The 23806-nt window shown below is 67.8% G+C and carries 21 protein-coding genes and 1 tRNA gene; 16 read left to right on the plus strand and 6 right to left on the minus strand.

Annotation, left to right across the window (positions count from 1 at the left end; translation table 11 throughout):
* Positions 1–40: 40 nt before the first annotated feature.
* From LXT21_RS15470 to LXT21_RS15485, 4 genes are all read left to right on the plus strand, one after another.
* Positions 41–1672 carry an Hsp70 family protein gene (locus tag LXT21_RS15470; RefSeq protein ID WP_254038900.1) on the plus strand — a complete coding sequence of 544 codons (1632 nt, stop codon included), beginning with the start codon at positions 41–43 and terminating at the stop codon, positions 1670–1672.
* A gap of 10 nt (positions 1673–1682) precedes the next feature.
* On the plus strand, positions 1683–2108 hold the full coding sequence (locus LXT21_RS15475) for an SCP2 sterol-binding domain-containing protein (RefSeq protein ID WP_254038901.1): 426 nt from the start codon (positions 1683–1685) through the stop codon (positions 2106–2108).
* Positions 2109–2126: 18 nt separating this feature from the next.
* Positions 2127–2399 carry a hypothetical protein gene (locus tag LXT21_RS15480; protein WP_254038902.1) on the plus strand — a complete coding sequence of 91 codons (273 nt, stop codon included), beginning with the start codon at positions 2127–2129 and terminating at the stop codon, positions 2397–2399.
* A 72-nt stretch (positions 2400–2471) separates the two neighbouring features.
* Positions 2472–2543: transfer RNA gene (locus LXT21_RS15485), tRNA-Val, on the plus strand.
* 150 nt (positions 2544–2693) lie between these two features.
* Here LXT21_RS15485 and LXT21_RS15490 read toward each other — a convergent pair.
* Positions 2694–3683, minus strand: coding sequence for a TerC family protein (locus LXT21_RS15490; protein WP_254038903.1), 990 nt, complete (start codon positions 3681–3683; stop codon positions 2694–2696).
* Positions 3684–4034: 351 nt separating this feature from the next.
* Here LXT21_RS15490 and LXT21_RS15495 point away from each other — a divergent pair, with 351 nt between their 5' ends.
* The 7 genes from LXT21_RS15495 to LXT21_RS15525 all read left to right on the plus strand — a co-directional run bounded on the left by LXT21_RS15495 (position 4035) and on the right by LXT21_RS15525 (position 13755).
* Positions 4035–5096, plus strand: coding sequence for a carbohydrate-binding protein (locus tag LXT21_RS15495; protein ID WP_254038904.1), 1062 nt, complete (start codon positions 4035–4037; stop codon positions 5094–5096).
* Positions 5097–5329: 233 nt separating this feature from the next.
* Entirely contained in the window at positions 5330–6928 is a 1599-nt protein-coding gene (locus LXT21_RS15500; protein WP_254038905.1) for a Rieske 2Fe-2S domain-containing protein, read from the plus strand.
* 298 nt (positions 6929–7226) lie between these two features.
* Positions 7227–8486 (plus strand): carboxypeptidase-like regulatory domain-containing protein, encoded by a 1260-nt coding sequence (locus LXT21_RS15505; RefSeq protein WP_254038906.1) that lies wholly within the window; start codon positions 7227–7229, stop codon positions 8484–8486.
* A gap of 504 nt (positions 8487–8990) precedes the next feature.
* Positions 8991–10226 (plus strand): carboxypeptidase-like regulatory domain-containing protein, encoded by a 1236-nt coding sequence (locus LXT21_RS15510; RefSeq protein ID WP_254038907.1) that lies wholly within the window; start codon positions 8991–8993, stop codon positions 10224–10226.
* Positions 10227–10468: 242 nt separating this feature from the next.
* Positions 10469–11053 carry a hypothetical protein gene (locus LXT21_RS15515; protein WP_254038908.1) on the plus strand — a complete coding sequence of 195 codons (585 nt, stop codon included), beginning with the start codon at positions 10469–10471 and terminating at the stop codon, positions 11051–11053.
* Positions 11054–11473: 420 nt separating this feature from the next.
* The gene (locus LXT21_RS15520) at positions 11474–12556 is read left to right on the plus strand and encodes a hypothetical protein (protein ID WP_254038909.1); all 1083 of its coding nucleotides are present in this window, start codon (positions 11474–11476) and stop codon (positions 12554–12556) included.
* A gap of 161 nt (positions 12557–12717) precedes the next feature.
* On the plus strand, positions 12718–13755 hold the full coding sequence (locus LXT21_RS15525; protein WP_254038910.1) for a ferritin-like domain-containing protein: 1038 nt from the start codon (positions 12718–12720) through the stop codon (positions 13753–13755).
* Positions 13756–13770: 15 nt separating this feature from the next.
* Here LXT21_RS15525 and LXT21_RS15530 read toward each other — a convergent pair whose 3' ends face one another.
* The 5 genes from LXT21_RS15530 to LXT21_RS15550 form a co-directional block, all read right to left on the minus strand.
* Positions 13771–14646, minus strand: a complete 876-nt coding sequence (locus tag LXT21_RS15530; protein ID WP_254038911.1) for a hypothetical protein — start codon at positions 14644–14646, stop codon at positions 13771–13773.
* A 24-nt stretch (positions 14647–14670) separates the two neighbouring features.
* Entirely contained in the window at positions 14671–16335 is a 1665-nt protein-coding gene (locus LXT21_RS15535; RefSeq protein WP_254038912.1) for a phospholipase D-like domain-containing protein, read from the minus strand.
* A 274-nt stretch (positions 16336–16609) separates the two neighbouring features.
* Positions 16610–17626, minus strand: a complete 1017-nt coding sequence (locus LXT21_RS15540) for a hypothetical protein (protein ID WP_254038913.1) — start codon at positions 17624–17626, stop codon at positions 16610–16612.
* Between the two features lie 76 nt (positions 17627–17702).
* A complete protein-coding gene (locus tag LXT21_RS15545) occupies positions 17703–18479 on the minus strand; it encodes a hypothetical protein (RefSeq protein WP_254038914.1) in 777 nt (258 codons plus the stop codon).
* A complete protein-coding gene (locus tag LXT21_RS15550; protein WP_254038915.1) occupies positions 18476–19018 on the minus strand; it encodes an RNA polymerase sigma factor in 543 nt (180 codons plus the stop codon). The genes LXT21_RS15545 and LXT21_RS15550 overlap by 4 nt, the downstream gene beginning before the upstream one ends.
* Before the next feature lie 212 nt (positions 19019–19230).
* Between LXT21_RS15550 and LXT21_RS15555 the strand changes: the two genes are divergently transcribed.
* The 5 genes from LXT21_RS15555 to LXT21_RS15575 all read left to right on the plus strand — a co-directional run bounded on the left by LXT21_RS15555 (position 19231) and on the right by LXT21_RS15575 (position 23786).
* On the plus strand, positions 19231–20058 hold the full coding sequence (locus LXT21_RS15555) for a class I SAM-dependent methyltransferase (protein WP_254038916.1): 828 nt from the start codon (positions 19231–19233) through the stop codon (positions 20056–20058).
* Between the two features lie 29 nt (positions 20059–20087).
* On the plus strand, positions 20088–20765 hold the full coding sequence (locus LXT21_RS15560) for a dihydrofolate reductase family protein (protein WP_254038917.1): 678 nt from the start codon (positions 20088–20090) through the stop codon (positions 20763–20765).
* Between the two features lie 81 nt (positions 20766–20846).
* The gene (locus tag LXT21_RS15565) at positions 20847–21674 is read left to right on the plus strand and encodes a hypothetical protein (RefSeq protein ID WP_254038918.1); all 828 of its coding nucleotides are present in this window, start codon (positions 20847–20849) and stop codon (positions 21672–21674) included.
* Positions 21675–21699: 25 nt separating this feature from the next.
* The gene (locus tag LXT21_RS15570; RefSeq protein ID WP_254038919.1) at positions 21700–22563 is read left to right on the plus strand and encodes a glycosyltransferase family 32 protein; all 864 of its coding nucleotides are present in this window, start codon (positions 21700–21702) and stop codon (positions 22561–22563) included.
* Positions 22564–22637: 74 nt separating this feature from the next.
* Positions 22638–23786 carry a mannosyltransferase family protein gene (locus tag LXT21_RS15575; protein ID WP_254038920.1) on the plus strand — a complete coding sequence of 383 codons (1149 nt, stop codon included), beginning with the start codon at positions 22638–22640 and terminating at the stop codon, positions 23784–23786.
* Positions 23787–23806: the final 20 nt, after the last annotated feature.

Raw genomic sequence — 23806 nt, forward strand, 5'->3', positions numbered from 1 at the left:
GACGGGGGCGCGCGTCTGGTGGCCCGCGCCCGTGAACTTCATGGCGGACAGACCTCGCATCGTCGGGATTGACCTGGGCACCACCAACACGCTGGTGGCGTCCGTGCGCAACCGCATCCCGAAGATCGTCCCCACGGATCGCGGCAACCTCATCCTCCCCACCGTCGTCGCCCTGTCGGCCAAGGGGGACCTCCTGGTGGGCGGGGTGGCCAAGGACCAGATGGTCACCAACCCCCGCAACACGCTGTGGGGGACCAAGCGCCTCATCGGCCGCAAGTACCACTCCAAGTCGGTCGAGGACCTGCGGGGCTCGTTCCCCTACGACATCGTCGAGGGCTCCAACGGGGACGCCGCGGTGATGATGGGCGGCAAGCTCTACTCGCTGCCCCAGGTCTCCAGCTTCGTGCTGTCCCAGCTGAAGACCATCGCGGAGCAGTTCCTGGGCGGCCCCATCGACGCGGCCGTCATCTCCGTCCCGGCCTACTACAACGACAACCAGCGCCAGGCGGTGAAGGAGGCGGGCAGGCTCGCCGGCTTCGACGTCAAGCGCATCGTCAACGAGCCCACCGCGGCGGCGCTCGCGTACGGCTTCAACCGGGGCCTGGACCAGAAGGTCCTCGTCTACGATCTGGGCGGCGGCACCTTCGACGTCTCCGTGCTGCACCTGGCCGGCAACGTCTTCGAGGTCCTGGCGACGGGCGGCGACACCTTCCTGGGCGGCGCGGACTTCGACACCCGCATCATGGAGTACGTGCTGGAGCGCTTCCGGGAGGAGACCAAGGTCGACCTCACCGAGAACCCCATCGCCCTGCAGCGCATCAAGAACGCCGCCGAGGCGGCGAAGATCGACCTGACGCTCATCCCCAACGTCGTCATCGACCTGCCCTTCATCGACGAGCGCAAGGGCAAGCCGGTGGACCTGCGCATCCCCCTGACGCGCGAGTTCCTCAACAGCCTCACCGGCGACCTGGTGGACCGCACCTTCGAGATCTGCGATCGCGTGCTCGAGGAGAAGGGCATCGCCCGCTCGGACATCGATGAGATCATCCTCGTCGGTGGCCAGAGCCGCATGCCGCTCGTGCAGCAGAAGATCCAGGCGCACTTCGGCAAGCCGCCCCGCAAGGGCGTGCACCCCGACGAGTGCGTGGCGCTGGGCGCGGCGCTCCTGGGGGACTCGCTGGGCAGCATCGACGCGGTGACGCTGCTGGACGCGGTGTCCATGCCCATCGGCTACGCGCTGCCCAACGGCCGCGTGAAGCGCATCATCGAGAAGAACTCGCTCATCCCCATGGTGAAGAGCTTCCGCCTGCCTCCGCCGAAGGAGCCGGGCTCGGCCTACATCGAGCTCGACATCTTCCAGGGGGACAGCGACCTGATGGTGGACAACGAGTACCTGGGCACCGTCCGGGTCCCGTCCGCCGCGGCCGGCAGGAAGATCGACTTCCGCCTCACCGAGGAGTGTCTGCTCCAGGTGACGGTGGAGGAGGCCAGCGGCACCCCGCGCCGGGTGGACCTGGCCACGCGCGACACCCCCGAGCAGCTCAAGCGGGCGCTCTCGGATGTCCTGCGCAACAACGTGGACCATCAGCCCGTGGCGAGCGGCTCCAACGCCGCCAGCGATGACGAGCGGGGCCTGCTCTCCAGCATCAAGAGAGTCTTCCGAAGAGGATAGGTAGCAGCTCATGGCGAAGTTCCCGTCGAAGGAGTGGCTGGACGAAGCGGTCCGGCTCACGAACGAGGACCCCGAGTGCGCCGTCGCCGGCAGGGGATGGAAGGGCGACTTCGGGGCCATCATCGAGGCCGAGCCCGGCAAGCTGGCGAAGTCCTTCGTGGTGCATGTCGTCCCGGGCGACTGCCGAATCGAGAAGGCCCGCGTGCTCGCGGATCCGGACGACCTGGACGAGCTGGAGCCCGTCTATCTGGCCCGCGCCCCGTACACCGTCTGGAAGCAGCTGCTGCAGGGCACGTTGGACCCCGTGGAGGCGGTGCTCAAGCGCCGCATCTCCATGAAGGGCGACCTGCAGCCGCTCATCGAGCGCATGAAGTACAAGGGCATCGCGGACCGCGTCTTCGCGAAGCTGCAGACGCAGTACATCGACGAGCCGTAGGTCGGGGGGCACTGAGCCATGGGTATCCGTGACGACTTGAAGAAGCAGGCGCTGGAGGTCTCCAGCAAGGCCGTGGAGAAGCTCATGGCCGACGAGAAGCGCGCCATGGCCATCGCCAACGCCATCGGCAAGGTCCAGCGGGGCAAGCAGGCCCTGGACCGCGGTCAGGAGGAGCTGCTCAAGGCGTTCCACTTCGCGCCGAAGAGCGAGTTCAAGGCCGTGGGCAAACAGCTCTCCGGCCTCAAGCGTCGGCTGCGTGAGCTGGAGGAGAAGCTGGACGGGCTCTCGTAGAAATTGCGTTGACACCTGAGGGAGCAGATGGCATCTAGCTCCCCGTCGCGACTCGGTGGCAACACGAAGCGCGGGCGTATAGCTCAGCGGTAGAGCACTGCCTTCACACGGCAGGGGTCGCAGGTTCAAACCCTGCTGCGCCCAACAAGAAGAGGCCGTGAATCCAAGGGGAAACCCAAGGGTTCACGGCTTCTTCGCTTTCCGACGCATGTCTTCAGCGGCGCCCGGCTTTGGCGCGCCCGGCATGAGGTCCGGACGCGCCCTGGCTTCGAGGAGGTGCCGCTGCGGGCTGGTTCAGCTCTCCGACGGTTTGACCAACGTGTCCGCGCCAGCCTCCGGCGCGTGCGGCTGCGGCGGCAGGTTCTTCGCCTTGATGAGCGAGGCGACGATGCTGGCGCCCAGCAGCGTGGCGATGACGCCCAGCGAGATGGCCGGGTGGATCTTCACGAAGTCGATCAACGCCATCTTCGCGCCCACGAAGACGAGCACGCCCGACAGGCCCACCTTCAGGTAGCTGAACTTCTCCACCGCGCCGGCCAGCAGGAAGAACAGCGAGCGCAGGCCCAGGATGGCGAAGATGTTGGACGTGAAGACGATGAAGGGATCTCGCGTCACCGCGAAGATGGCGGGGATGGAGTCCAGCGCGAAGAGGATGTCCGACGCCTCCACCAGGATGAGCGCCATGAGCAGCGGCGTGGCCAGCCGGCGGCCGTTCTCCACCGTGAAGAAGTGATGCCCGTCGAAGCGCGTCGTGGAGGGGATGCTCTTGCGCAGCATCCGCATCATCCACCCGTCCTCCGGGTGGTCCTCCTTGTTGCGCTGCACGAAGAGCTTCAGGCCCGTGAGGATGAGGAAGGCGCCGAAGACGTAGATGAGCCAGTGGAAGCGCTCCAGCATGGCCACGCCGGCGAAGATCATGATGGCCCGCAGGACCAGTGCGCTGAGGATGCCCCAGAAGAGCACCCGGTGCTGGTACAGCGCGGGGATGCGCATCGCCGAGAAGATGACGACGAAGACGAAGATGTTGTCGACGGAGAGCGACTTCTCGATGAGGTAGCCGGTGAGGAACTCCAGCCCGGGCTTGCCTCCGAACTTCCACCAGAGCCCCGCGTTGAACAGCAGCGCCAGGCTGATCCACACCGTGCTCCAGCCCAGCGCTTCCTTGAAGCTGACCGTGTGGGCCTTCCGGTGGAAGACGCCGAGGTCCAGGGCGAGCATCGCGATGACGAAGGCAATGAAGCCGCCCCACAGGGCGGGACTGCCGACGGTTTGTAGAGGTTCCATAGGTGGGGTTCAGATAAGAGCCACCGTTCTCTTCGACAAATAGGGATTACAGACTCACTCCTTCGAGAAAACCGAAGGATGGCTCCGAAAGAGGCCCAGGCCTGTCCCGGGAGGGGGCGGCCCGGGGAGGGCCGGAGCGGGTGTCACTGGCTGGGGAAGGGTTGCGGGACGTGGTGGGTTTCGCGCCGTCCGGTTGGAAAAACGACAGTCACCGGGCCGCTGAGACCAGCCAGGCGTCATCGCTCCGAGGCAATCCTGGCCTCGGGGGAGCGACGCGGCGAGGGCCCGCAGGGCGATAGGCGTCCGCGGCTCCTCCGCCATTCTCGTGGCCCCCCGCAGAAGGACCGCCATTTGATCCGGAACCGTGTTCTCTCATCCCTGTGTGGCGCCTTGTTCCTCCTGTCCGCCTCCGCGTGTGGCGCCGATTCGGGCGCCCCCGGGGCCTCCACTCCTGGCGGCGGCACCGGGTCGCCGTCCGAGCAACCCCAGGTCCCCAGCCCTGGGCCCACGCCAGGCACCCCCACGCCAGACCCCACGCCCGAGGTGACACCGACGCCCGAGCCCACACCCGAGCCCACGCCGGAGCCGACCCCCGAGCCCACGCCGGAGCCGACCCCCGAGCCCACGCCCGGGCAGGCCTCCGTGGACAAGTTCGGCGTCACGCGGCTGTACCCGTCCAAGGCGGGCGGCGAGTCCTGGGCGCTGGCGGATGACCCCACGTCGGACCCCCGGTTCGACCCGCAGCGCGCCATCACCCGCAACGCGGATGGCTCATGGAAGATGAAGAACCGCCAGGTGCGCATGGGCGTCACCACGTCCACGGGCTACTCCGCCGCGAAGATTCCGACGTATGACCGGGACGTGCTGGCCAGCCGGGGCTACATGCAGGCGCCCAACGACTGGAAGAACGTCGAGATGACGGGCTTCGTGAAGCTCAACGCCGCGTCGGATGGCTCGGACAACTTCGACTGGTACGCGCGCGGCGGCAAGCACAACGACCAGAACTCCGGCTGCGAGGGCAGCAGCTACAAGGGCGGCCTGCACTACGACGGCCGCGCCCGCTGGCAGAAGGAGACGTGGCATGTCTCCTACGAGCAGGCGCCATACAAGCCCGCCACGTCCGCGCTCAAGGGGCGCTGGGTGGGCTTCAAGGCGGTGATGCGCAACACCACCGCCAGCGGCAAGGAGGCCGTGCGGCTGGAGATGTACGTCAACGAGAACGCCGACAAGGTGACGTGGAAGAAGGTCTACGACTGGGTGGACTCCGGCGGCTGGGGCGGTGACGCCGAGCACTGCGGCGGCTCGGTGGGCGCCATGCCGATCACCTGGGGAGGCCCCATCGCCACGTTCCGCTGGGACAACGCGGAGGACGTCGACTTCAAGTGGCTGTCCGTGCGTGAAATCCAGCCGTAGTCGTCGGCGCTTCGCCTGAAGACACAGGGGCGCGGGAGGTCCTCCTTCCGCGCCTCTCGTGTTTCCGCCCCGGGGCGTGTCGGGCCGAGGACGCGAGGTGAGACCCGAAGGCCCCTGGCCCGGGTGACGCCACGTTCGCAGCCTTCTTCGCGCCGTCCATGAGCGCGGGCGGAGACTCGGGTGTGTGTGCGGCTCCGGCGCGTCGTCGGGCCGCTTCGGTTGAGGGCGGGTACATGCGAATCACTTTCCTGGGCCATGCAGGCTTCGCCGTGGAGTGCGCGGGGAGCGTCGTCGTCATGGACCCGTGGCTGTCCCCGCGCGGGGCGTTCGACTCGGCGTGGATGCAACTGCCCCGCAACCACCACCTGGCCCCGCGCGTGCGCGCGCTCCTGGAGACGCCCGGCCGCGAGCGCTACCTGTACGTCAGCCACGAGCACAAGGACCACTTCGACCCGGAGTTCCTCGCCACCCTGCGCACCCGCGACTTCACGGTGGTGATTCCCCGCTTCCAGCGCTCGGAGCTGCAGGACATCTTCGCCCGCTACGGCTGCAAGCGCGTCATCGCCTGTGAGGACGGGCGCGAGGTCCCCATCAAGGGCGGCTACATCAAGCTCTTCGTGTCCGAGCAGGGCACCAACCGGGACTCCGCCGTCATGGTGCGCGGCGACGGCCAGTGCTTCGTCAACCTCAACGACTGCAAGCTGCATGACCGGCTGGCGCGCATCAGCGAGGAGGAGGGGCCCATCGACCTCTTCACCGCCCAGTTCTCCGGCGCCATCTGGCACCCCACCTGCTACGAGTACACGCCGGAGACGTACGCGGCCATCTCGCTGAAGAAGCGCGAGAGCAAGTTCGAGGCGGTGGCGCGCGCGCTGGAGGTGGTGAAGCCGCGGGCCTACCTGGCCTCGGCCGGCCCCGCGTGCTTCCTGGACCCGGCCCTGTTCCAGCTCAACCTGGAGAAGGTGAACATCTTCCCCAACGCCTCCACGCTGTTCCGCTTCCTCGAGCAGCGCCTGCCCGGCCGCCACACCCGCTTCCTGGAGCCCATGCCGGGGGACGTGCTGGACGCGGCCTCGCTGGAGTACGTCTCGCTGGACGGCGAGCGGCTCACGGAGGAGGGCTTCGAATCCTACCTGCGCACGTACGCGGCGGACATGGCGCACCTGTTCCGGGAGCGGCGGCGCAACATGCTGCGCGCGGAGGTGGATGAGATTCACGGCCGGCTGCGCGTGGAGCTCCAGCGCAAGCTGGACCTGTTGGACTTGCACGAGCGGGTGGGGATGCCGCTGTACGTGGAGCTGACGGAGCTGCCCGAGCGCCTCTTGCGCGTGGACTTCAAGGGCCGGCGCGTGGACGAGGTGCCGGAGATTCGCGAGACGACGCGCTACACGATGAAGGTGAGCGCCGCGGACATGGTGCGCGTGCTGGACCGCAAGCTGACGTGGGAGGACTTCCTGCTGTCGTTCCGCCTGCGGCTCAGCCGCTTCCCGGACGTCTACGAGCCCATCCTCCACGGCTTCCTGGGCGTCGAAATCGAGGACATGCGGACCTTCTGCGAGGGCGTGCGCTCCACCGAGTCCCAGCGCGAGCGCACCGTGGTGGCGGTGGGCAACCGGCGCTTCACCGTGCAGCGCTTCTGCCCGCACCAGGGCGCGGACCTGTCCGAGGGGTGGGTGGAGGAGGGCAGGTACCTCGTCTGCCCGCGCCACCGCTGGCAGTTCGACCTGGAGGACGGAGGCCGGTGCGCCCTGAACGGCTCCACGCTCTGCGCCGAGTCCGTGTCGGAGAAGCCCTCCGCCCCGACTCCCGCCGAGGAGCCGCTCGCGCTCTGACGTCCTCGTGTGTCGAAACCATGGCACACCGGGCCATGTGGAAACCCCGTATGCGTGTATCGCCGGGTTGTGACATTCCAGGCCACAAGGGTGGGTCGAGAGGCTTTGGTTTGTAGCGCGGGGTGTCACACGTGTAGTCGCTGTCGCCTCGGGTCCTGGGTGACGTGTCTGTGTTTGATGGAGATTGGTGCTGGGATTGAAACACCCGGCGCCGCCGTGGCAACGTCAGATGAATCACATACCATGCGAGGAGGTGACGCCCTCGGGGTGTCGCCTTTCTTCAACGGGGAGGTATGTGATGTCTCTGTCAGCAATGGTCAGCAAGCGGTGGATGTGGCTGTGTGGCGCGCTGAGCGGCACGATGCTGCTGGGCGCGGCCTGTGGTGCGCCCGAGGGTGAGGCGGAGGCTCCCGCGACGGTGGAGCACGTCCAGCCGCTGGTGACGTGTACGCCTTCGACCTCTGGGACCACCATCTGCGGCGTGGTCACCAACGCGGCGGGAGCTCCGCTCGCGGGGGCGACGGTGAACGTAGGCCCCGCCTGGGGGGTGTCGGCCACGGACGGCTCGTTCTCCGTGACGGCGTCGGTGCCCATGGGCACGCAGGTGACCATCGATGTTCCGGGCTACATGCCCTACGTGGGCGCCGTCACGCGCAACGTGCTCGGGGCGCGCTTCGTGCTCCACTCGCTGCACCGGCAGACGTTCAGCGCGTCGGGCACCGTCGTGGTGACGGACCCGCGCAACGGCTCCTCCATCCAGGTGAACCTGTCCGCGCTGCGCGGCCCCTCGGGTGAGCAGGTGCAGGGGCCGTTCACGGTGGGCGTGCGCCACATCGACACTGGCCTGTTGGCGATGCCGGGCACCGACGGCGCCGTCAACCTGGGCGGGCAGCAGGTGTTCCTGGAGTCGCGCGGCGCCATCTACACGGAGGTCCGCGACGCGAGGGGGCAGATCCTCAAGCTGGCCCCGGGCGCCACGGCGCGCGTCTTCATCCCGCTGACGCGCGACCAGGTCAACACCGCCCCGACGAACATCGCCTTCTGGTCCATGCCCGTGGGCAGCAACCAGTGGCGGCAGCAGCCCTCCAACGGCACGCGGTCCACCAACCCCGTGCAGTGCAACAACCGCGAGACGGTGAGCTGCAACGCGGATGACTGCTCGCGCATCTCCGCCAGTGGCTTCTCGGCCAACACCAACGAGATCGGCTTCATCAACGCCGACATCGAGAAGACCAACCCCGCCTGTCTGCGCATCGACGTGAACGTGGCCTCGCTGCCTCCGGGCACCACGCTGCCCATCTGCCTGGAGCTGGAGATTCCGCTCCCCACCGGTGGCAGCCAGACGCGCAACATCTGCGTGGGCGGGGGCACCGACATCCTCTTCAACCTGCCGTCCAACGCCAACATCGTCGTGCGCCAGGCCCAGGGCAACGGCTGCCCGGCGCCGCCTCCGGGTGGCAGCGTGGTGGTGAACACCGGCGCGCCTTGGGGTGGCACCGGGGTGCCCGCGAGCCCCGGCCAGTGCAACGGCGTGCTGACCCTGCCGCCGCTGCCGTGAAATCCCTGACAGCATGAAGTCAAGAGGCCTCGGCGCGTCCCGCGCCGGGGCCTTCTTGTTGGGGGCAAGGAGACCGAGGCTCTGACGGACAGGCGACGGCCCGATCGGATTCCTTCGACTCCCACTCCGGTGCCGAGCCGGTGTCGGAGACATCCCTCCCGCGCCCACGGAGGCGCCGCTCGTGCGTCGGTGTCGTTGTACGTCGACGCATGGGTGCGCCGAGCCCCGTGGGAACTCCGTAGGTACGTCGCCAAGCCGTGACACTCAGGCGGAATGGCAGGCGAAGAGACTTTGATTTGTGACACGAGGGTCACACGCGTGCTCGGGTGCCTGGAATTGTTTGGCTGTCTCTGATTCGGCGGATGTTGGTGCTGGGAGCGAAGCCTTCCTTGTCGGTATGGCAATGTTCTTTGAATTGCATATCATGCGGGCGGTGACGTCCCGGGGTGTTGCCCTTTCTTGATGGCTGGGAGGTGTGTGATGTCGTTGCCAGGAGTGGTCAGCATGCGATGGATGTGGCTGTGTGGCGCGCTGAGCGGCACGCTGTTGCTGGGCGCGTCCTGTGATGCTCCGGAGCGTGACGCGGACGCTCCCGTTGTGGCGGAGTACGTCCAGCCGTTGGCGACGTGTATTCCCTCGACTTCTGGCACCACCATCTGTGGCCTGGTCATCGATGAGGCGGGCACTCCGCTCAGCGGAGCGACGGTGCGCATGGGCAGCGTAGTCGAGACGTCAGCCGCGAACGGCTCGTTCTCGGTGACGGCGTTGGTACCCATGGGCGCGCCGGTGACCATTGAACTCCCGGGCTACATGCCCTACGTGGGGGCCGCCGCGAACAACGTGCTCCGAGCTGCCTTTGTGCTCCACTCACTTCACCGCCAGACGTTCAGTGCATCGGGCATCGTCTCGGTGACGGATCCGCGCAACGGAGCCTCCATCCAGGTGAACCTGTCCTTGCTGCGTGGCCCCAAGGACGAGCAGGTGCAAGGGCCGTTCACGGTGGGCGTGCGTCACCTCGACACCGGTCTGTTGGCGATGCCGGGCACCGACGGGGCCGTGAATCTGGCGGGCAAGAAGGTGTTTCTCGAGTCGCGCGGTGCCATCTACACGGAGGTCCGTGACGGCAAGGGGCAGATTCTCAAGCTGGCTCCAGGCACCACGGCGAGTGTCTTCGTCCCGCTGACGCGCGACCTGGCCCGTACAGCTCCGGCGGACATCGCCTTCTGGTCCATGCCCGTGGGCAGCAACCAGTGGCGGCAGCAGGCCTCCAACGGCATTCAGTCCCCCAATCCCGTGCAGTGCTCGCCTGATGAGGTGACGGTGACCTGCGATGCGGATCTCTGCTCGCGCATCTCGAAGATCGGCTTCGTCGCCGACACCGATGAGATCGGCTTCATCAACGCCGACATCGAGAAGACCGAGCCGGCCTGTCTCCGCATCGAGGTGGACGAGGCCAAGCTGCCCCCGGGCACCGTGCTACCCATCTGCCTGGGAGTGGAGATTCCGCTGCCCACGGGTGGAAGTCAGACACGTGAGTTCTGCGTGGGTGCGGGCACGGATGTCCTCTACAACCTGCCGCCCAACGTCAACCTCGTCGTGCGCCGAGCCCAGGGCTACGGCTGCCCGCCGGCTCCAGGGGGCAGCGTGGTGGTGAACACCGGCGCGCCGTGGGGGGGCACCGACGTGCCCTCCAAACCCGACGAGTGCAACGGCGTGCTGAAGCTGCCGCCGCTGCCGTGAAATCCCTGACAGCATGAAGTCAAGAGGCCTCGGCGCGTCCCGCGCCGGGGCCTTCTTCGTGAGGTGCAAGCGACTCCGAGGCTCCGTCTGGGAGGCGACAGCCCCGTGGGACCGACAGGCGATTACGAGCCCTGGCCCGAGCGGCCACCATCGGCCACCCCCATGCGAGTCATTCCCAAAGGCTGTGCTGCCTGGGATGCCGTCGTCCTCGGGGTCCCACGTCGCCGTTGGAGGAGTTCCCCATGAGGGATGTCGCGCAGACCCCCACGCTGCAATCGGAGCCCCGCTCCGCCGCCGAGCTCGTCCGCGGCTTCCTTCCCGTCCTGTATGGCTGTGATGCGCACCTGCCGCGCGCCACCGCGTCCAAGCACTATCATCCGGAAGCGACGGTCCAGGACGCGCTCGTCACGGCGGAGGGCGTGGAGGGAGCCCGGAGGCTGGTGTATGTCAACCGGGCACTCCTGTCCGACCGCCACCTGGAGTTCGGTGACGTGGCCGAGACGCGGCGCCCGGATGGTTCCACCGTCGTGCTGGCCGAGGTGACGACCACGCTCGTCTTCAAGCGCTTCCTGGCCCTGAAGGCCTGGCAGTCCCTGGCGGGGGACACCTTCACGTACCACGCCGTGCACAAGGTGGTGTTCGACGGGGACCTCAAGGTCACCGAGCACGAGGAGATCTGCAGCGTCCGCTCCGTGCTCGACTCCTCCACCCTGGGGCGCGCGTTGTCGGGCGTGCTGCGGCGGCTGGGGCGCGAGTGCACGTCCGACTTCGGCTACACGCTCAACCAGTACATCGCCGGCGACCGGAGCATCCGGACCGTCTTCTGAATCCCCTGGCCCTGTGCGGATGTCAGGGATTGAACGGCGCCAGCAGGCCCGCGATATGGGGTGGGGCCCCCCTTCCGTTCGAGGGATTCCGGGTCGGCTGCTCTTCCGTGCACGTCCATCCAGCTCGCGCCGGCCCCATCCCCGGAGGGGCTGACATGGTGAAGTGGACGTGCGTCGGCGGCTTCGATCAGCTGCTGGCCCGGTACTACGCGGCCTCCCCAAATGAGGGAGGGCTGTTCGTCTTCGACCTCGCGGACCGCGCCGCGCCGCGGCTGGTGAACTCCATCACGCACCCCGATGAGGCCTGCTCATCTTCCCGGAGCTCTGAGCTGTCAATGGGCCCGGCTGTCCCCCGCACCGGGCCTCTGGTAGTCTGGATGCCAATGCAGTCCAGGAGGGGGAACTCCGATGAAGGCGCTGATGATTCCGCTCGTGACCTCGTGTGTCGTGGTGGGGGGCTGTCGCGAGAACAAGGTCGAGGGTGACACACCGGGTCCGGCGGCACCTGAAGTCGAGAAACGACTCGAGGTGCCACCCAACGGCAAGGTGGTCATGCACCGGGTGTTCGACGACAAGTTCATGGAGATGGCGGCGATGCCGCTGCCGGACAACTGGATCGTCAACAACGGCAAGGCGGTCATCAGCGGACCGGGCAACGTGAATGTCTACATGGTGCCCATGAAGACCTTCATGTTCTCGGGCGACCCGATGATGCGACAGGTGGCGGCCCGCAGCGGCCAGCCGATGCGGCCCTTCGAATCCATCGACAAGGTCATCCAGCAGGACCTGGTGCCGATTGCTCGCAAGGAGGGCGCGAAGCTGGTGAAGCAGTACGACGCGCCGGACATCGCCGCATCCGACAAGGGCTTCTCGGACCTGCTCTACAAGGTCGCCCCCATGCGCCAGCTCTTCCTGGCGAAGGTGACGGAGTGGACCGACAAGCGCGGTGAGCCGTACATGATGGTCGTCCACCTGAGCGCCACGGACCTGGGCAACATGATGTCCTGGAACTACTACACGCACGCGCTCGACGCGCCCCAGGAGCGCTACGAGGAGAGCAAGAAGGTCGTCCTCCAGGCGCTCGCGGGCACCCGCTACAATCCGCAGTACGTCCAGGCCTACAACCAGGGCGAGATGGCCCGGGAGCGCGCGAGCTGGGCGGCGCACAACCAGCGCATGCAGGCCAACAAGGCCGCCTTCGAGGCGCAGCAGCGCGCCTTCCACGAGAAGAACGACGCCATCAACAAGTCCATCGCGGAGACGTACGCCAGCCGCGACGCCGCGTCGGACCGCATGCACCACCGCTTCGTGAACTACATCAAGGACGAGGAGACGGTGCGCGACACCGCCAAGGGCACGCGCCACCAGGTCCAGACGGGCGCCAATCAGTACTGGATGAACGGCAATGGCCAGTACGTCCCGTCGAACAACCCGAACTACGACCCGAACCGCGACCCCAACCTCAACCACCAGCAGTGGAACGAGGCCGAGATCGAGGACTGAGCCGCCCCCATTCCCTGCCACCGTGCAGCCGGTTGCACAGCTACGCCCGGTGGGCGTGCCGTCCCCTGCACGGTGGCGCTGTCCCTCGCGCGCGGAGCCCCCGGACGCGCTGGTGGGCATCCTGGGTGCATGGCATCCTTTCCTGACTTCCGGAAAAGGGGATGCGGATGGCCTTGGAGCTGGCGGTGATCCTCGGTTGTGCGGCTGTTGTGTCCTTCATCCTGGGGATTGTCTTCGCGCTCCCCAGGAACCACTCCCAACAGACGCGTCGGCTCGGGGGCCGCCTGCTGATAGGGGGCGGCGTGCTGTCGACCGGCGCCGTGGTGGGGGCGGCCTGGGCGTTCTTCGAGTTCCTGTCGTCGCTCAGCTACTCGAAGGGGCGGGTGCTGCGCCTGCAAGGGCGTGCACGCGTGGCGCGCAGGGCGTTGGGGACGGGCTGGGCGGATGAGGCCGTGCCGGAGGTCTCCGGGCTCACCGCGTGGCAGCGGACGGTGCTCGGGGAGTTGTGGATGTATTCGGCGCGCATGGAGCACGCGTCGGTGCCGGCCTTCGCGAAGCTGTCGCTCCGGCTCTCCGCGCTGGGCGCTCCGTCGGCGTTGCTGGAGGACTGTCACCTGGCGGCGCTGGATGAGGTCCGCCATGCCCGGAGGTGCTTCGCGCTCGCCCGGGCCTACTCGGGCATGGCCTGGACGGCGGGGCCCATCCCGGAGCTGGGGCAGGACGGCGGACGGCCCCAGGCGACGGCCTCGGAGGACGACTGGGCCCGGCTGGCGCGCGGCTCCCTGCTGGATGGGTGCCTCGCGGAGGGCCTGGCCTCCCTGGTGGCGGCGGAGGGCGCGCGGCGGGCCTCGGACCCGGTGGTGCGCGAGACGCTGTCCGTCATCGCCGAGGACGAGGGCCGGCACGCCGAGCTGGGCTGGGACGTGCTCGACTTCGCGCTGGAGCGGGGCGGCGGGAGCGCGAAGGCCGGCCTGCGGCGGGCCCTGGCGGAGCTGGACTCACGCAGCACGCCCGCGCTCCCGCCCATCCCGGGGATGGACGAGGCCTTCCTGGCGCGCAATGGCCTGCTGCCCCAGGCGGAGCTGGGGCACTGGATGGGCGTGTGCATCCAACAGACACGGGCCCGGGCGCTTGCGCTCCTCACGCCGGGCAGCGCCCCTCGGGCGGATGACGAGGGACTTCGAACCGCCACCCTGTGAGGACCGCGGAGCCGCTCAAATCGCCTGCCAGGGAACGACGGTCTTCAGGTAGCCCTGACGGTTCGAGCGCAGACCGGAGCGGTGGTAGTCGGTGACGCCGGTGACGTGGAAGAAGAAGTCCCAGGTGTTCACGGCGGTCCGGATGCCGAAGACCAGACACATCGTCTCATGGAGCGCGACGTTCGTCCGGCCCTGTCCCTGCTTGTAGTTGCGGTAGGCCAGCGTCACCGGGGATTCGACCTTCGCGCCTACCAACGGGTCCCAGACCCTGGCCAGGTAGTCATCCTTGCGCATCTGGTGGAGGATGACCTCGTTGGGCCCCTGCGCCGCCGCCATCAACCCGTCCATGTAGGCCTCGGCCAGGTCCGGCCGATTGTGGTCGGTCGACATGCCAATCTTGTTGGCGTTCGCGTGATGAACCCGGACCTGGTTCGTGACGGTGTCCTGCGTCACATAGAAATGACAGCCGTTGAAGGGCCCGGACATCATCCAGGGTGGGCCGACGTTGGAGAGGTCCATGGAGACGATGCAGGAGTCCTCCCAGCTCAGATACTGGCAGGCCAGCGCCGCTCCTGGATTGACTTGATAGGCGTGGAGCTCGTTGGCCGGCGCGTTGCCGAAGTAGGCCTGTTTCCCCGCGGTGATGTCCAGGTAGATGTCGACGTTGTTCTGTTCGATGACGGCGTTGTTGGGCGCTCCGACGACGCCCCCGACGACCATCGCCGCGACGTCGGTCGCGAGGAGGTGCACGAACGGGGCGTTCCCGGCCAGGGGCTTGATGCGATTGTACCAGCCGGGCGCGGGCCGGTCGGTGTGGTGGAGGAACAGCGGCTTCTTCTGGAGGAGGTTCAGCCGCGTGACGTTGTTGTTGAACTGGCCGATGAGGGTCATGTCTTGCTCCTGGCGTGACTGGCTTCAGAGCCAGGTGAACTTCAACTTCTTCGAACTGCCCACGTTCTCGAACATGGCCCAGAGGTCCTTGGGCTCTCTGCGCGCGAGCCCCACGCAGTGCGCCTGGTGGCGCTCCTCGGCCGAGTCGTTCCAGCACGCGCGCGGGACTTCGTACATCCCATGGATGCCGTAGTGGTTGACGAGCCTCGCCTTGACGTGGTTCGCGAAGTTCGCGTCGTCGATGTGCACGTCCAGCTCGCCGTCGTAGTCCATGGCCCGGCAGTCGAAGTTCGCGCTCCCCAGCACCACGTGCTGACTGTCGACGATCATCAGCTTGGTGTGCAGGTAGATGGTCTGCGGGACCTGGTTCTCACCCCCGTAGCGGTAGGGGAAGTAGACCTGGATCTTGGGCGCCACGTCCGCGTGCCTGGGCTGGACCTTGCTCTTCTGACCCGTCCCCTTGTGGATGAACCTCAGGACGGCGTCGAGCCGCACCTCCGTCCTCACGTGGGTCTTCTTGTGCGTCAGGCGCAGGCGGTAGTCCTGCTGGGGCCAGTCATGCAGGTTGATGGAGGGCTCGTACACCTCCCAGACGTAGTCGTCCTTCGAGTACGTCTTCGTCCCCTGGGTGCGCGGGTCGACGTTCGTCGTGATCTCCCCGTCGATGACCTCCACGGCCAGGCAGTTCTCGTCCAGGTAGCCGCTCTCGATGGCCATCATCGCGTAGGTGATGCGCGTCAGGTACGTGACGCCCTTGTCCGCGTCGTGGAGGGGATCCGGGATGACCAGCACCACCTTGAGCTGCTTGGCCCCCAACTGCTTGATGCGCGTGCGCACCGCCTTCACCAGCTCTGGATTGAAGAACTGGAAGTTCTCGATGTAGATGTATTTGTTCGCGTGGGAGATGAGGTCTACCAGCTTGTCTCGGATGTGCGTCTGATTCGAGAACGACTCGCTGTTGGTGGTCAGCGCGGTGATGGTGATGTTTCCGCCCTGGATGACCTGGTCGTTGGCGACGGCCTGGAGGGTGGAGCGGGCGGCGGCGGGGTGCGGCTTGCCGAACAGGCTGAGGGTGGGGAGCTGCTTCCTCCAGCGGCGCAGCCACTCCGCCTCGATGTCGAGGGTGACGGGGCCCTGGAGCAGCACGCCGGTGTCGTGGCAGGAGTGCCCGTAGGGACGCGAGTGCGCGATGTTGTCCCAGTACTCGTGTTCGATGTTGAAGCCGCCCACGAGCACCTTCAGCGTGCCGGCGATGGAGAAGATGGCGATCTTCTGGTGGAGCGAGTAGCCCACGCCGGCGCCGCTGTGCTTCTCCAGGTACACCTGGATGCGCTGGTTGTGGTTGTGGAGCAGCGTCTGGGTGGCCTTGTTCTTGGCCAGCGTCTGCAGGGAGAAGTGGTCCGACATCTTCGCGAGCTCGAGCCCCTTGACGGTGAGGTCGTCGGGTTGCCAGAGGACGATGTCGACGTGGTGGCCCTGGTCCGCGACCTCCTTCAGGATCTGTCCGAAGTTGCGTCCCGTGTCGCGGTCGAGCAGGGTGTCGTGCTGCAGGCACCACCAGCCCAGGCGGACGTAGGTCTTCGGGTCGGGCTGCGCGTCCCGCACCTCGTAGAGGCAGTCGCGGAACTTGTCGAAGTACTCTTCGCCGTCCATCAGGAACACGGCCGTGTTGTTCTGGGTCGGGGGCATGGACCTTCCTCGAGGGGGACCTCGAGACCGAGCCCTGACGAGGACATGACCGCGGAGAACGGCGGTGTGGCAGGACGGCTCCTCCGGGGTGGGGGCTGTCCCGGAGACCTCTCGCGGATGGGCTTCGTCAGGGGTGGGTCACGAGGCGGGCTCTCCCTGAGCAAGGCACGTACCAGTGGAAGCCCCCGGACTCTGGAGCCAGGAGGACCCAGGCGGGGGCTGGGTGCTTGTCACCGGGACGCAGGTGCGTTGCGTGGGGACGCGGGGCGCATGCTCAGGGCGTGGCGGCGGTCGTCGCGCAGGGCCACCAGGCTGGCGGCGTGGCGCGGTCGTCCCAGGTTCCGTCCCAGTAGTCACGCAGCGTGTAGACCTCTGTGTTCGCCGAGACGCAGTAGCGCTCCGGGTGTTTGTTCACGTAGAGGGCCGGCTCCTGGAGGCCGGGGCTGAAGGATCTGCAATAGGCCTCACTGCTCGACGGCGGACGGGGCGCGGTGGCGGCGCGCACCTGTGTGCGCAGGGCGCTCGTGTTGTGCTCGCAGACGTACCCGCGGAAGCGCCCATCCAGCTCGATGAAGAGGTCCATCTTCACGCGTCCGCTGTTGACGTCGCAGCCGTCGAAGTAGGTATGGCCCGGCGGCAGCGCCGGGTCCTCCTTGTAGCGATACGTGACCAGGGAGTAACCCTGCGGCGGCTCGGGGCAGTGCGGGAACATGGCGTTGTAGAACGGGTGGAGCGCACCCTCGCGATACACCACGTGATGGAAGACGAAGGCTTCGTGGGTGTAGCCCTCCTGGTGCCCGATGACCTCGTCCGGGCTGCTCGTCGCGGTCAGGCTCACGCGGTCCAGCTTGCCGTTGCCGTTACCGTCGACGTAGGCGAGCACGTAGGCCATGCCGAACTTCATGCCTTCGTCCCCGTTGAGGACGCCGGGTTCGGGCAGCTTGCGCACGGGCATGTCGAAGGTGTTGGGGAAGCGGCCGCGCACCTTCACGTCCACGCCCTGCCGCGAGTAGTCCGATGATGGGCTGAGGCGGAGGCACTTGTTGTAGTCCTTCAGGCTGGTGATGGTCTTCATGCACTCCGCCGTGGCCTCGGGCCAGTGCTCCCAGTGGAGCGCGACGCGCAGCTTCTCGCGGCGCGCGCCGTCGAGCGACTCGGCCGAGACCAGCGAGCCCTCGACGGTGAACAGGGCGTCGTCCTCGCCCTCTTCGCCGAGGATGCCGCCGCACCCCATCGATGCCCCGGCCAGCAATCCCATGCACAGCACTCGGTGTCGCCATCGTCTCGTCATGCTTCGCTCCCGTGGTGGTTTCATCCCGGAAGACGCGGCACGACGGTGACGTGGGACATGTCGAAGCCGCGTGGGGTCAGCGCTGCTCCCGGGGCAGCTCGCGCACCGCGTGGCGCAGGGCTGGGAGTGGCTCGAGGGTGGGAGGGAAGCCCGCGGTCCGGGCACCTTGTTCCAGCCACCGCCGCACGGCTGTCGGCGAGGGGGCCTCGCGGGTGGACGAGGTCAGCACGAAGACGAGCGCCTCGCGCTCCGAGCCCGTGTCCAGCTCCAGGCTTCCAGGGAGCAATATGCGTCCCGGCTCCAACCGGAGCTCGCCGCCCGTCTCCGGGAAGCCATGCAACGGAGTGACCCGGCCCGCGCCGTCGACGGCCAGTACGTACAGCGCGCCGCCCACCGGGTCCTCGACCTCCAGGCGCACGCGGTCTCCGGCACGCAGCGCTCCATCCTGGGCCTGTTCGAAGACCACGTCGCCGCGTTTGACGTGCAGGCGTGTCGTCAGCCCTCCGCGCACGCGGATCCGCTCCTCGACGTCCGGCGCGGGGCGCAGGAGCGGCAGGCCCAGGGCGAGCAGGGCACAGAGCGCGAGGACGGGCTGGACCCAGCGCTCGACTCCGGCCCAGGCGGGGGTTGGCCTGGTCTCTTGCAGACGCGCCTCGATGTTCGAGAAGGGACGCCGTCGCACGAAGGCGCTCTGCGCGGCGCGACGCTCCTCCAGGTAGGCCGCGAGCAGGGGCATCTCGTGTGCGGCTTGCTCCACGGACCCGGCCTCCTCGGGGGTCACTTCACCGCAGAGATAGCGTTCGATCAGCAGGTCGGGCACGCCCGGGAAGCGAGGCAGCGATGAGGGACTCATGCGGAGGCGGGTCCTTTCCACGAGACGGCGCTCGGAGAGACCTCGAGGAGGCGCCGGGCCGTCTCGAAGAAGGTCTGGAGCTTGCGTTGGACGGTCTTACGGGACACGTCGAGCAGGGTGGCGATCTGCTCCTGCTCGAGCTCATCGAGGAACCGGTGCGCGACGATGCGCTGGACGTCCTCGGGACAGTGGGCGAGCACATGTCTCAAGAGGTCCGCGTCGGTGACGAATCGCTCCATCGAGGTGTCCAACTCGTCATCCACGGGGGCGCGCAGCGTGATGGCCGAGGTGCGCTCGGTGCGACGGCGGCGCAGCAGCGAGAAGCACTGGCGGTCCGCCACCGTGAGCAGCCAGGAGAGCGGAGAGGTGGCCGCGCGCACCTGTTTCAGATGGACGTGGACCCGCAGGAACACCTCCTGCGTCACGTCCCAGGCCTGCGCGTCGTCCCCGAGCAATCGCTGGCAACGCCGGTGCACGGCCTCGCCATAGCGGTGGTAGTAGCCTTCGGTCCGTTCGACGTCCTCGTCCTTCGGTTGCACGCACGACCTCACGTGGCCCCCGGCCAGTGTCGCCGAGCCGCGCGATGGATGGGGAGGAACTGCTGGATGCGCGCCACATGGTCTTCACGGCGTGGGGCATCTTCCCGGGACAGGCTTCACCCCCTTGACGCGCGGCGGTGTCGCTGTTCCCGCTGAAACCTCTCAACGCCGTGCTTGTCCGCGGGGTGGAGGTCTGCTGGGGTGTCTGTCTTATGTCGACCCTTCAAGAGCGGATCGCCGCGTTCTATGACTTCCTCTGGCCATTCCTGGAGGAGGAGGGGACGCGGTATGGGTATCTGGACGCGTCGCCCGGTGGGCGGCCGATGTCGGAGCTCCTCGATGCGATTCCCTCGCGGCGTGGCGTGGGCGCGGGCTCGCGCGTGGTCGACGTCGGTTGTGGCAAGGGACGTCAGGTGGTGGCGCTGGCGCGGCGGTTGGAGGGGCACGTCGTGGGGGTGGACCCGTTGGACCAGAACCTGTCGCTCGCGGCCGAGCGGGCCCGGCGGGAAGGGGTGGAGGGGCGGGTGAGCTTCGCGCGAGGTGGAATCGAGCGGCTTCCGCTGGAGTCGTCCTCGGTCGACTTCGTCTGGTGCCTGGACATGCTCAACCACGCAGAGGACCTCGAGCGCGCGATGAAGGAGTGCGCGCGGGTCCTGCGACCGGGTGGCTCGATGATGAATTGCAGCGCGCTGGCCACGGAGCTGTTGGAGCCGCGCGAGGCGGAGCGCGTCACCTGGCGGTTGGGCCTCAATCCCGCGACGCTGTCACGGGAGCGGATGGACGCGGCCTGCGAGGCCGCCGGGCTGCGTGTCGTGGAGTTCGGCACGACGACGGACGAGGGCTCGCCGTACCTGGAGGAGCTCGACGAGGGGATGGCTCGCCACGCGCTCCGGTTGGCGAAGGTGAGGCGGGCCCGCAAGCAGATGGAGTCCCGGTTGGGGGCCGAGGCGCTCGAGGTGCTGTGTGCCTATGACGAGTGGAACATCTTCCTGCTGCTGGGGAAGGTGACCTATGGCGTGTGGGTGCTCGAACGCGGATGATGCCGCCGGCCTCCAAAGGAGAGACGCCCATGTCGCGACTGCGGGTCAACGCGTTCTCGATTTCAATCGACGGTTACGGCGCCGGTCCCCACCAGGACCTGGCCAATCCGCTGGGCGTGGGAGGTCCCGCGCTGCACACCTGGATTTTCGGCACGAAGACGTTCCAGAAGCTCCATGGCGACTTCGCTGGCGACCTGATTGGAGATGCCGCGGGCCGAGGTGGCCCCGATGACGACTTCGCCGCGCGCGGCTTCGAGAACATCGGCGCGTGGATCCTCGGCCGCAACATGTTCGCCCCCAGCCGGGGCCCGTGGACGGATGACGGTTGGAAGGGCTGGTGGGGTGAGACGCCGCCGTACCATGTGCCTGTCTTCGTGCTCACCCACCACGCGCGCCCGCCCCTGGAGATGAAGGGCGGAACCACGTTCCACTTCGTGACGGAGGGCATCCACGCCGCCCTGGAGCGCGCGAAGGAGGCCGCCCAGGGCAAGGACGTGCGGCTGGGTGGCGGCGCCGCCACCATTCGCGAGTACCTCTCCGCGGGGCTCGTCGACGAGCTCCACCTGGCCATCTCGCCCGTGCTCCTTGGCCAGGGCGAGCACCTGCTCGGCGGCATCGACATGGTGGGCCTCGGCTACACGTGCACCGAGCACGTCGCCACCGCCCAGGCCACGCACGTGGTCCTGACGAAGTCGAAGGTCAGGTGACCCTGAATATTTCCAGGGGGCGCACGTCCTCAGCGCACTCACTGGCCAAGAGTCCCCCTGGCCACATCCCCCGGAGCTGACATGTCTTCGCGCGCCTTCGTCGCGTCCCTGGTTGCGTTCTCCCTCACCGGCTGCGCCGGCATGGTCGTCACCACGACCAAGACGGGGCTCGATGGAAAGACCGTCGTGACCAGCTCGGACCCCGCGGAGCAGGCTCGCATCGACGCCGAGGCGCGCGAGAACGAGGACTACGCCAAGGCCATCGCCGCCGCGCCCCGCCGCGCGCCCCAGGACGTCATCGAGGTCGCCGTGTTCGAGACCTACGTCTCCGAGGAGCTCTCCCAGGCGGTGGACCGCAAGAAGCTCGAGGCCATGCTCCTGGGCGAGCTGTCCAACGACGCGCGGCTGCGCATCGTCCCCGTGAAGGGCCTGTCCTCCAGCGGCCTGCGCGCGAGCGCCTCCACCGAGGAGCGCATCGACGCGGCCCGCGCGAAGGGAATCTCCCCGGACGTGTGGGTCCTCCCCGCGGTCCTCCTCACCGACGCGGTGGGCACCAGCGGCGGCAAGCTCGTCTCCATGAAGGCCTTCACCGTCCGCGGCGAGGTCATCTCCGCGTACGGCACCGGCGCGTCGCAGGCCGAGGACAAGGGCACCCTCTTCCAGAACGAACAGGTCGTGAAGACCACCGCCGCGAGGACCCGCTCCGTGGTCCTCGACCAGCTCGGGCCCAACCTGCCGTCGCGCGAGGCGGTGGCCGGGCTGCAGAAGGCGCGGATGCAGAAGAAGGTGGCCACCATCGAGGAGCAGGCCGGAATCCTCCCCGAGGACGACGCGCAGACGCGCCTGAGGAAGATCCTCGAGGCGGCCAAGAACGGCCCCAAGCCCGCACAGGCGGCCGCGCAGGAGTAGCCAGTCCCTGGCACGGAGGTGAGCCATGCCCGTGGCGGAGCCGTTTCCCGGCGCAATCCCCAAGAAGCTCCACTTCATCTGGATGGGAAGGCCCGTTCCGGAGAAGTACCTGGCCAACATCACCTCCTTCGCCTTCCGCAACCCGAACTACGAAATCAACCTCTGGTCTACCAGCGCCGACCGCTTCAGGACCTCGATGGCGGGCCTGCGGATGCAAGGCTCCAACTGGAGGTTCCGCACGCTCGCCGAGCTGAACCTCCACCCGCGCTACCGCCATTGGATCGACTTCGAGACGCGCGGCTATCTGGTCAACTTCGCCGCCGCCAGTGACTTGCTCCGGCTGGCCATCCTTCATCAGGAGGGCGGCGTCTACACAGACACGGACAACCTCGCGTTGGCGGCCTTCGGAGAGCTCTGGGCCGAGTATGGCTTCCTGCTGGCCAAGGCCGGACTGGACAACAACACCCTCACGAACGCGCTGATGGCGTCGGTGCCCGGCAATCCCTATGTCAATGTGATGGGATTGCACATCCTCGACAAGTACGACACCACGGACCCTGACTTGTTGGAGCGCAAACGCGTGCCGGGGACGCTCGCGCGCCGCTCGATGACCATCGAGATGAGCGGACCTGGGGCGCTGTCGCTCGCGTTGGATGGCTATGGACACCACGAGCAGCGGACGCTGACCAAGGTCCGTCACGTCCGGGACGCCTCCGGCGCGCGGAGGTCCGTGAAGACGGAGCAGGTCGTGACGACCTTCGTGCAGGACCTGCTGCACGGCGGCTTCGCCCCCCACCCGAAGGTCTGCTTCCCGCAGGGGCTGGTGCGGGTGGCCTCGGACAAGACGTGGCTGGGGACGCGGCCTCCCTCCGCCGAGAGCCCGCTCTGAGCGGAGGCGCTGCCATGGGGCCCGGAGTGGAGTAGGGTGTCGCCCCTTCTCGCACCTCGGGATTGCTCGACCGCATGTCCACGGACGTTCCTGTCACCGAAGAGGCCGTGCGCCCCACGCCCTGGCGGGCGAGGCTTCGGGCCCTGGGCTCGGAGCTCGCGTTCCCCGTCAGCCTCTTCTTCTTCAGCCGACTGGCGCTGCTGCTGCTCGCGCGGGTGTCGCTGGTGTTCGACAACCGGCTGCATCGCCCTCCGTTCCAGCAGACGGGCCTGGCGGGACTGGATGCGTTCTGCCGGTGGGACTGCGGTTGGTACACGGAGATCGCCCGTCAGGGCTATGTGCGCCCACAGGCCACCAACTTCTTCCCGTTGCTGCCCATGCTGGGGCGGTTGGTCCGTGAGACGACGGGCCTGAGCATCCAGGTGTCGCTGGTGCTGGTGGCCAACGTGGCCGGGTTGCTCGGGCTCATCGTCCTGTACCGGCTCTTCCGCACGCTCGAGGACGAGGACACGGCCCGCGCGGGCCTGCTGCTCTTCACCGCCTATCCGTTCGCCTTCTTCCAGTCCGCGGGCTACCCGGAGTCGTGGATGGTGTTCCTCACCGCGCTCGCGGTGCTCTTCAGCCAGCGAGGGCGCCACTGGTGGGCGGCGCTGGCGCTGGGCTTCGGTGGGCTGTCACGTCACCTGTCACTCGTGGCGGGGCTGTCGCTGCTCTACCAGCAGCTGCGCTCCCGGGGCGGTGGGCTCAAGGCGTGGTTCCACCGCGACATCCTGGCGCTCGCCGTGCCGCTGGTCGTGACGTCGCTCTACTTCGTCTTCCTCGCATGGAAGTTCGGCGACCCGCAGCTCTGGTGGAAGGTCCGCGCCGGTGAGTGGTCGGGCGCGTGGGCGGGGCTCGGGACCTGGTGGCTCCGCGATGACTGGGCGCCCGAGGTCACCCTCTACGTGGCGGTGTCCTTCATCCCCGGCGTGGGGGCGCTCCTGCTCGCGCGTCGGCGCCAGTGGTGGCCGCTGGCCGCGTTCGGGATTCCGTTGATGCTGGTGCTGTGGACGGTGGGCCTGGTGGGCCTGGGCCGCTACAGCGCGGCGGTGTGGCCCGCGTTCCTGCCGTTGGGCGCGTGGCTCGCGCGCCGTCCCGCGCTGCGCGGGCCCTTGGTGCTGGGCATGGCCCTGTTCCAGGGCATGCTCGTGTTCCTCTTCGTGCACTCCTATCCCATCAACTGACGGCGAGGGCCCCGGTGGCG

It is taken from the genome of Myxococcus guangdongensis, from assembly GCF_024198255.1.
Classification (GTDB): Bacteria; Myxococcota; Myxococcia; order Myxococcales; family Myxococcaceae; genus Myxococcus; species Myxococcus guangdongensis.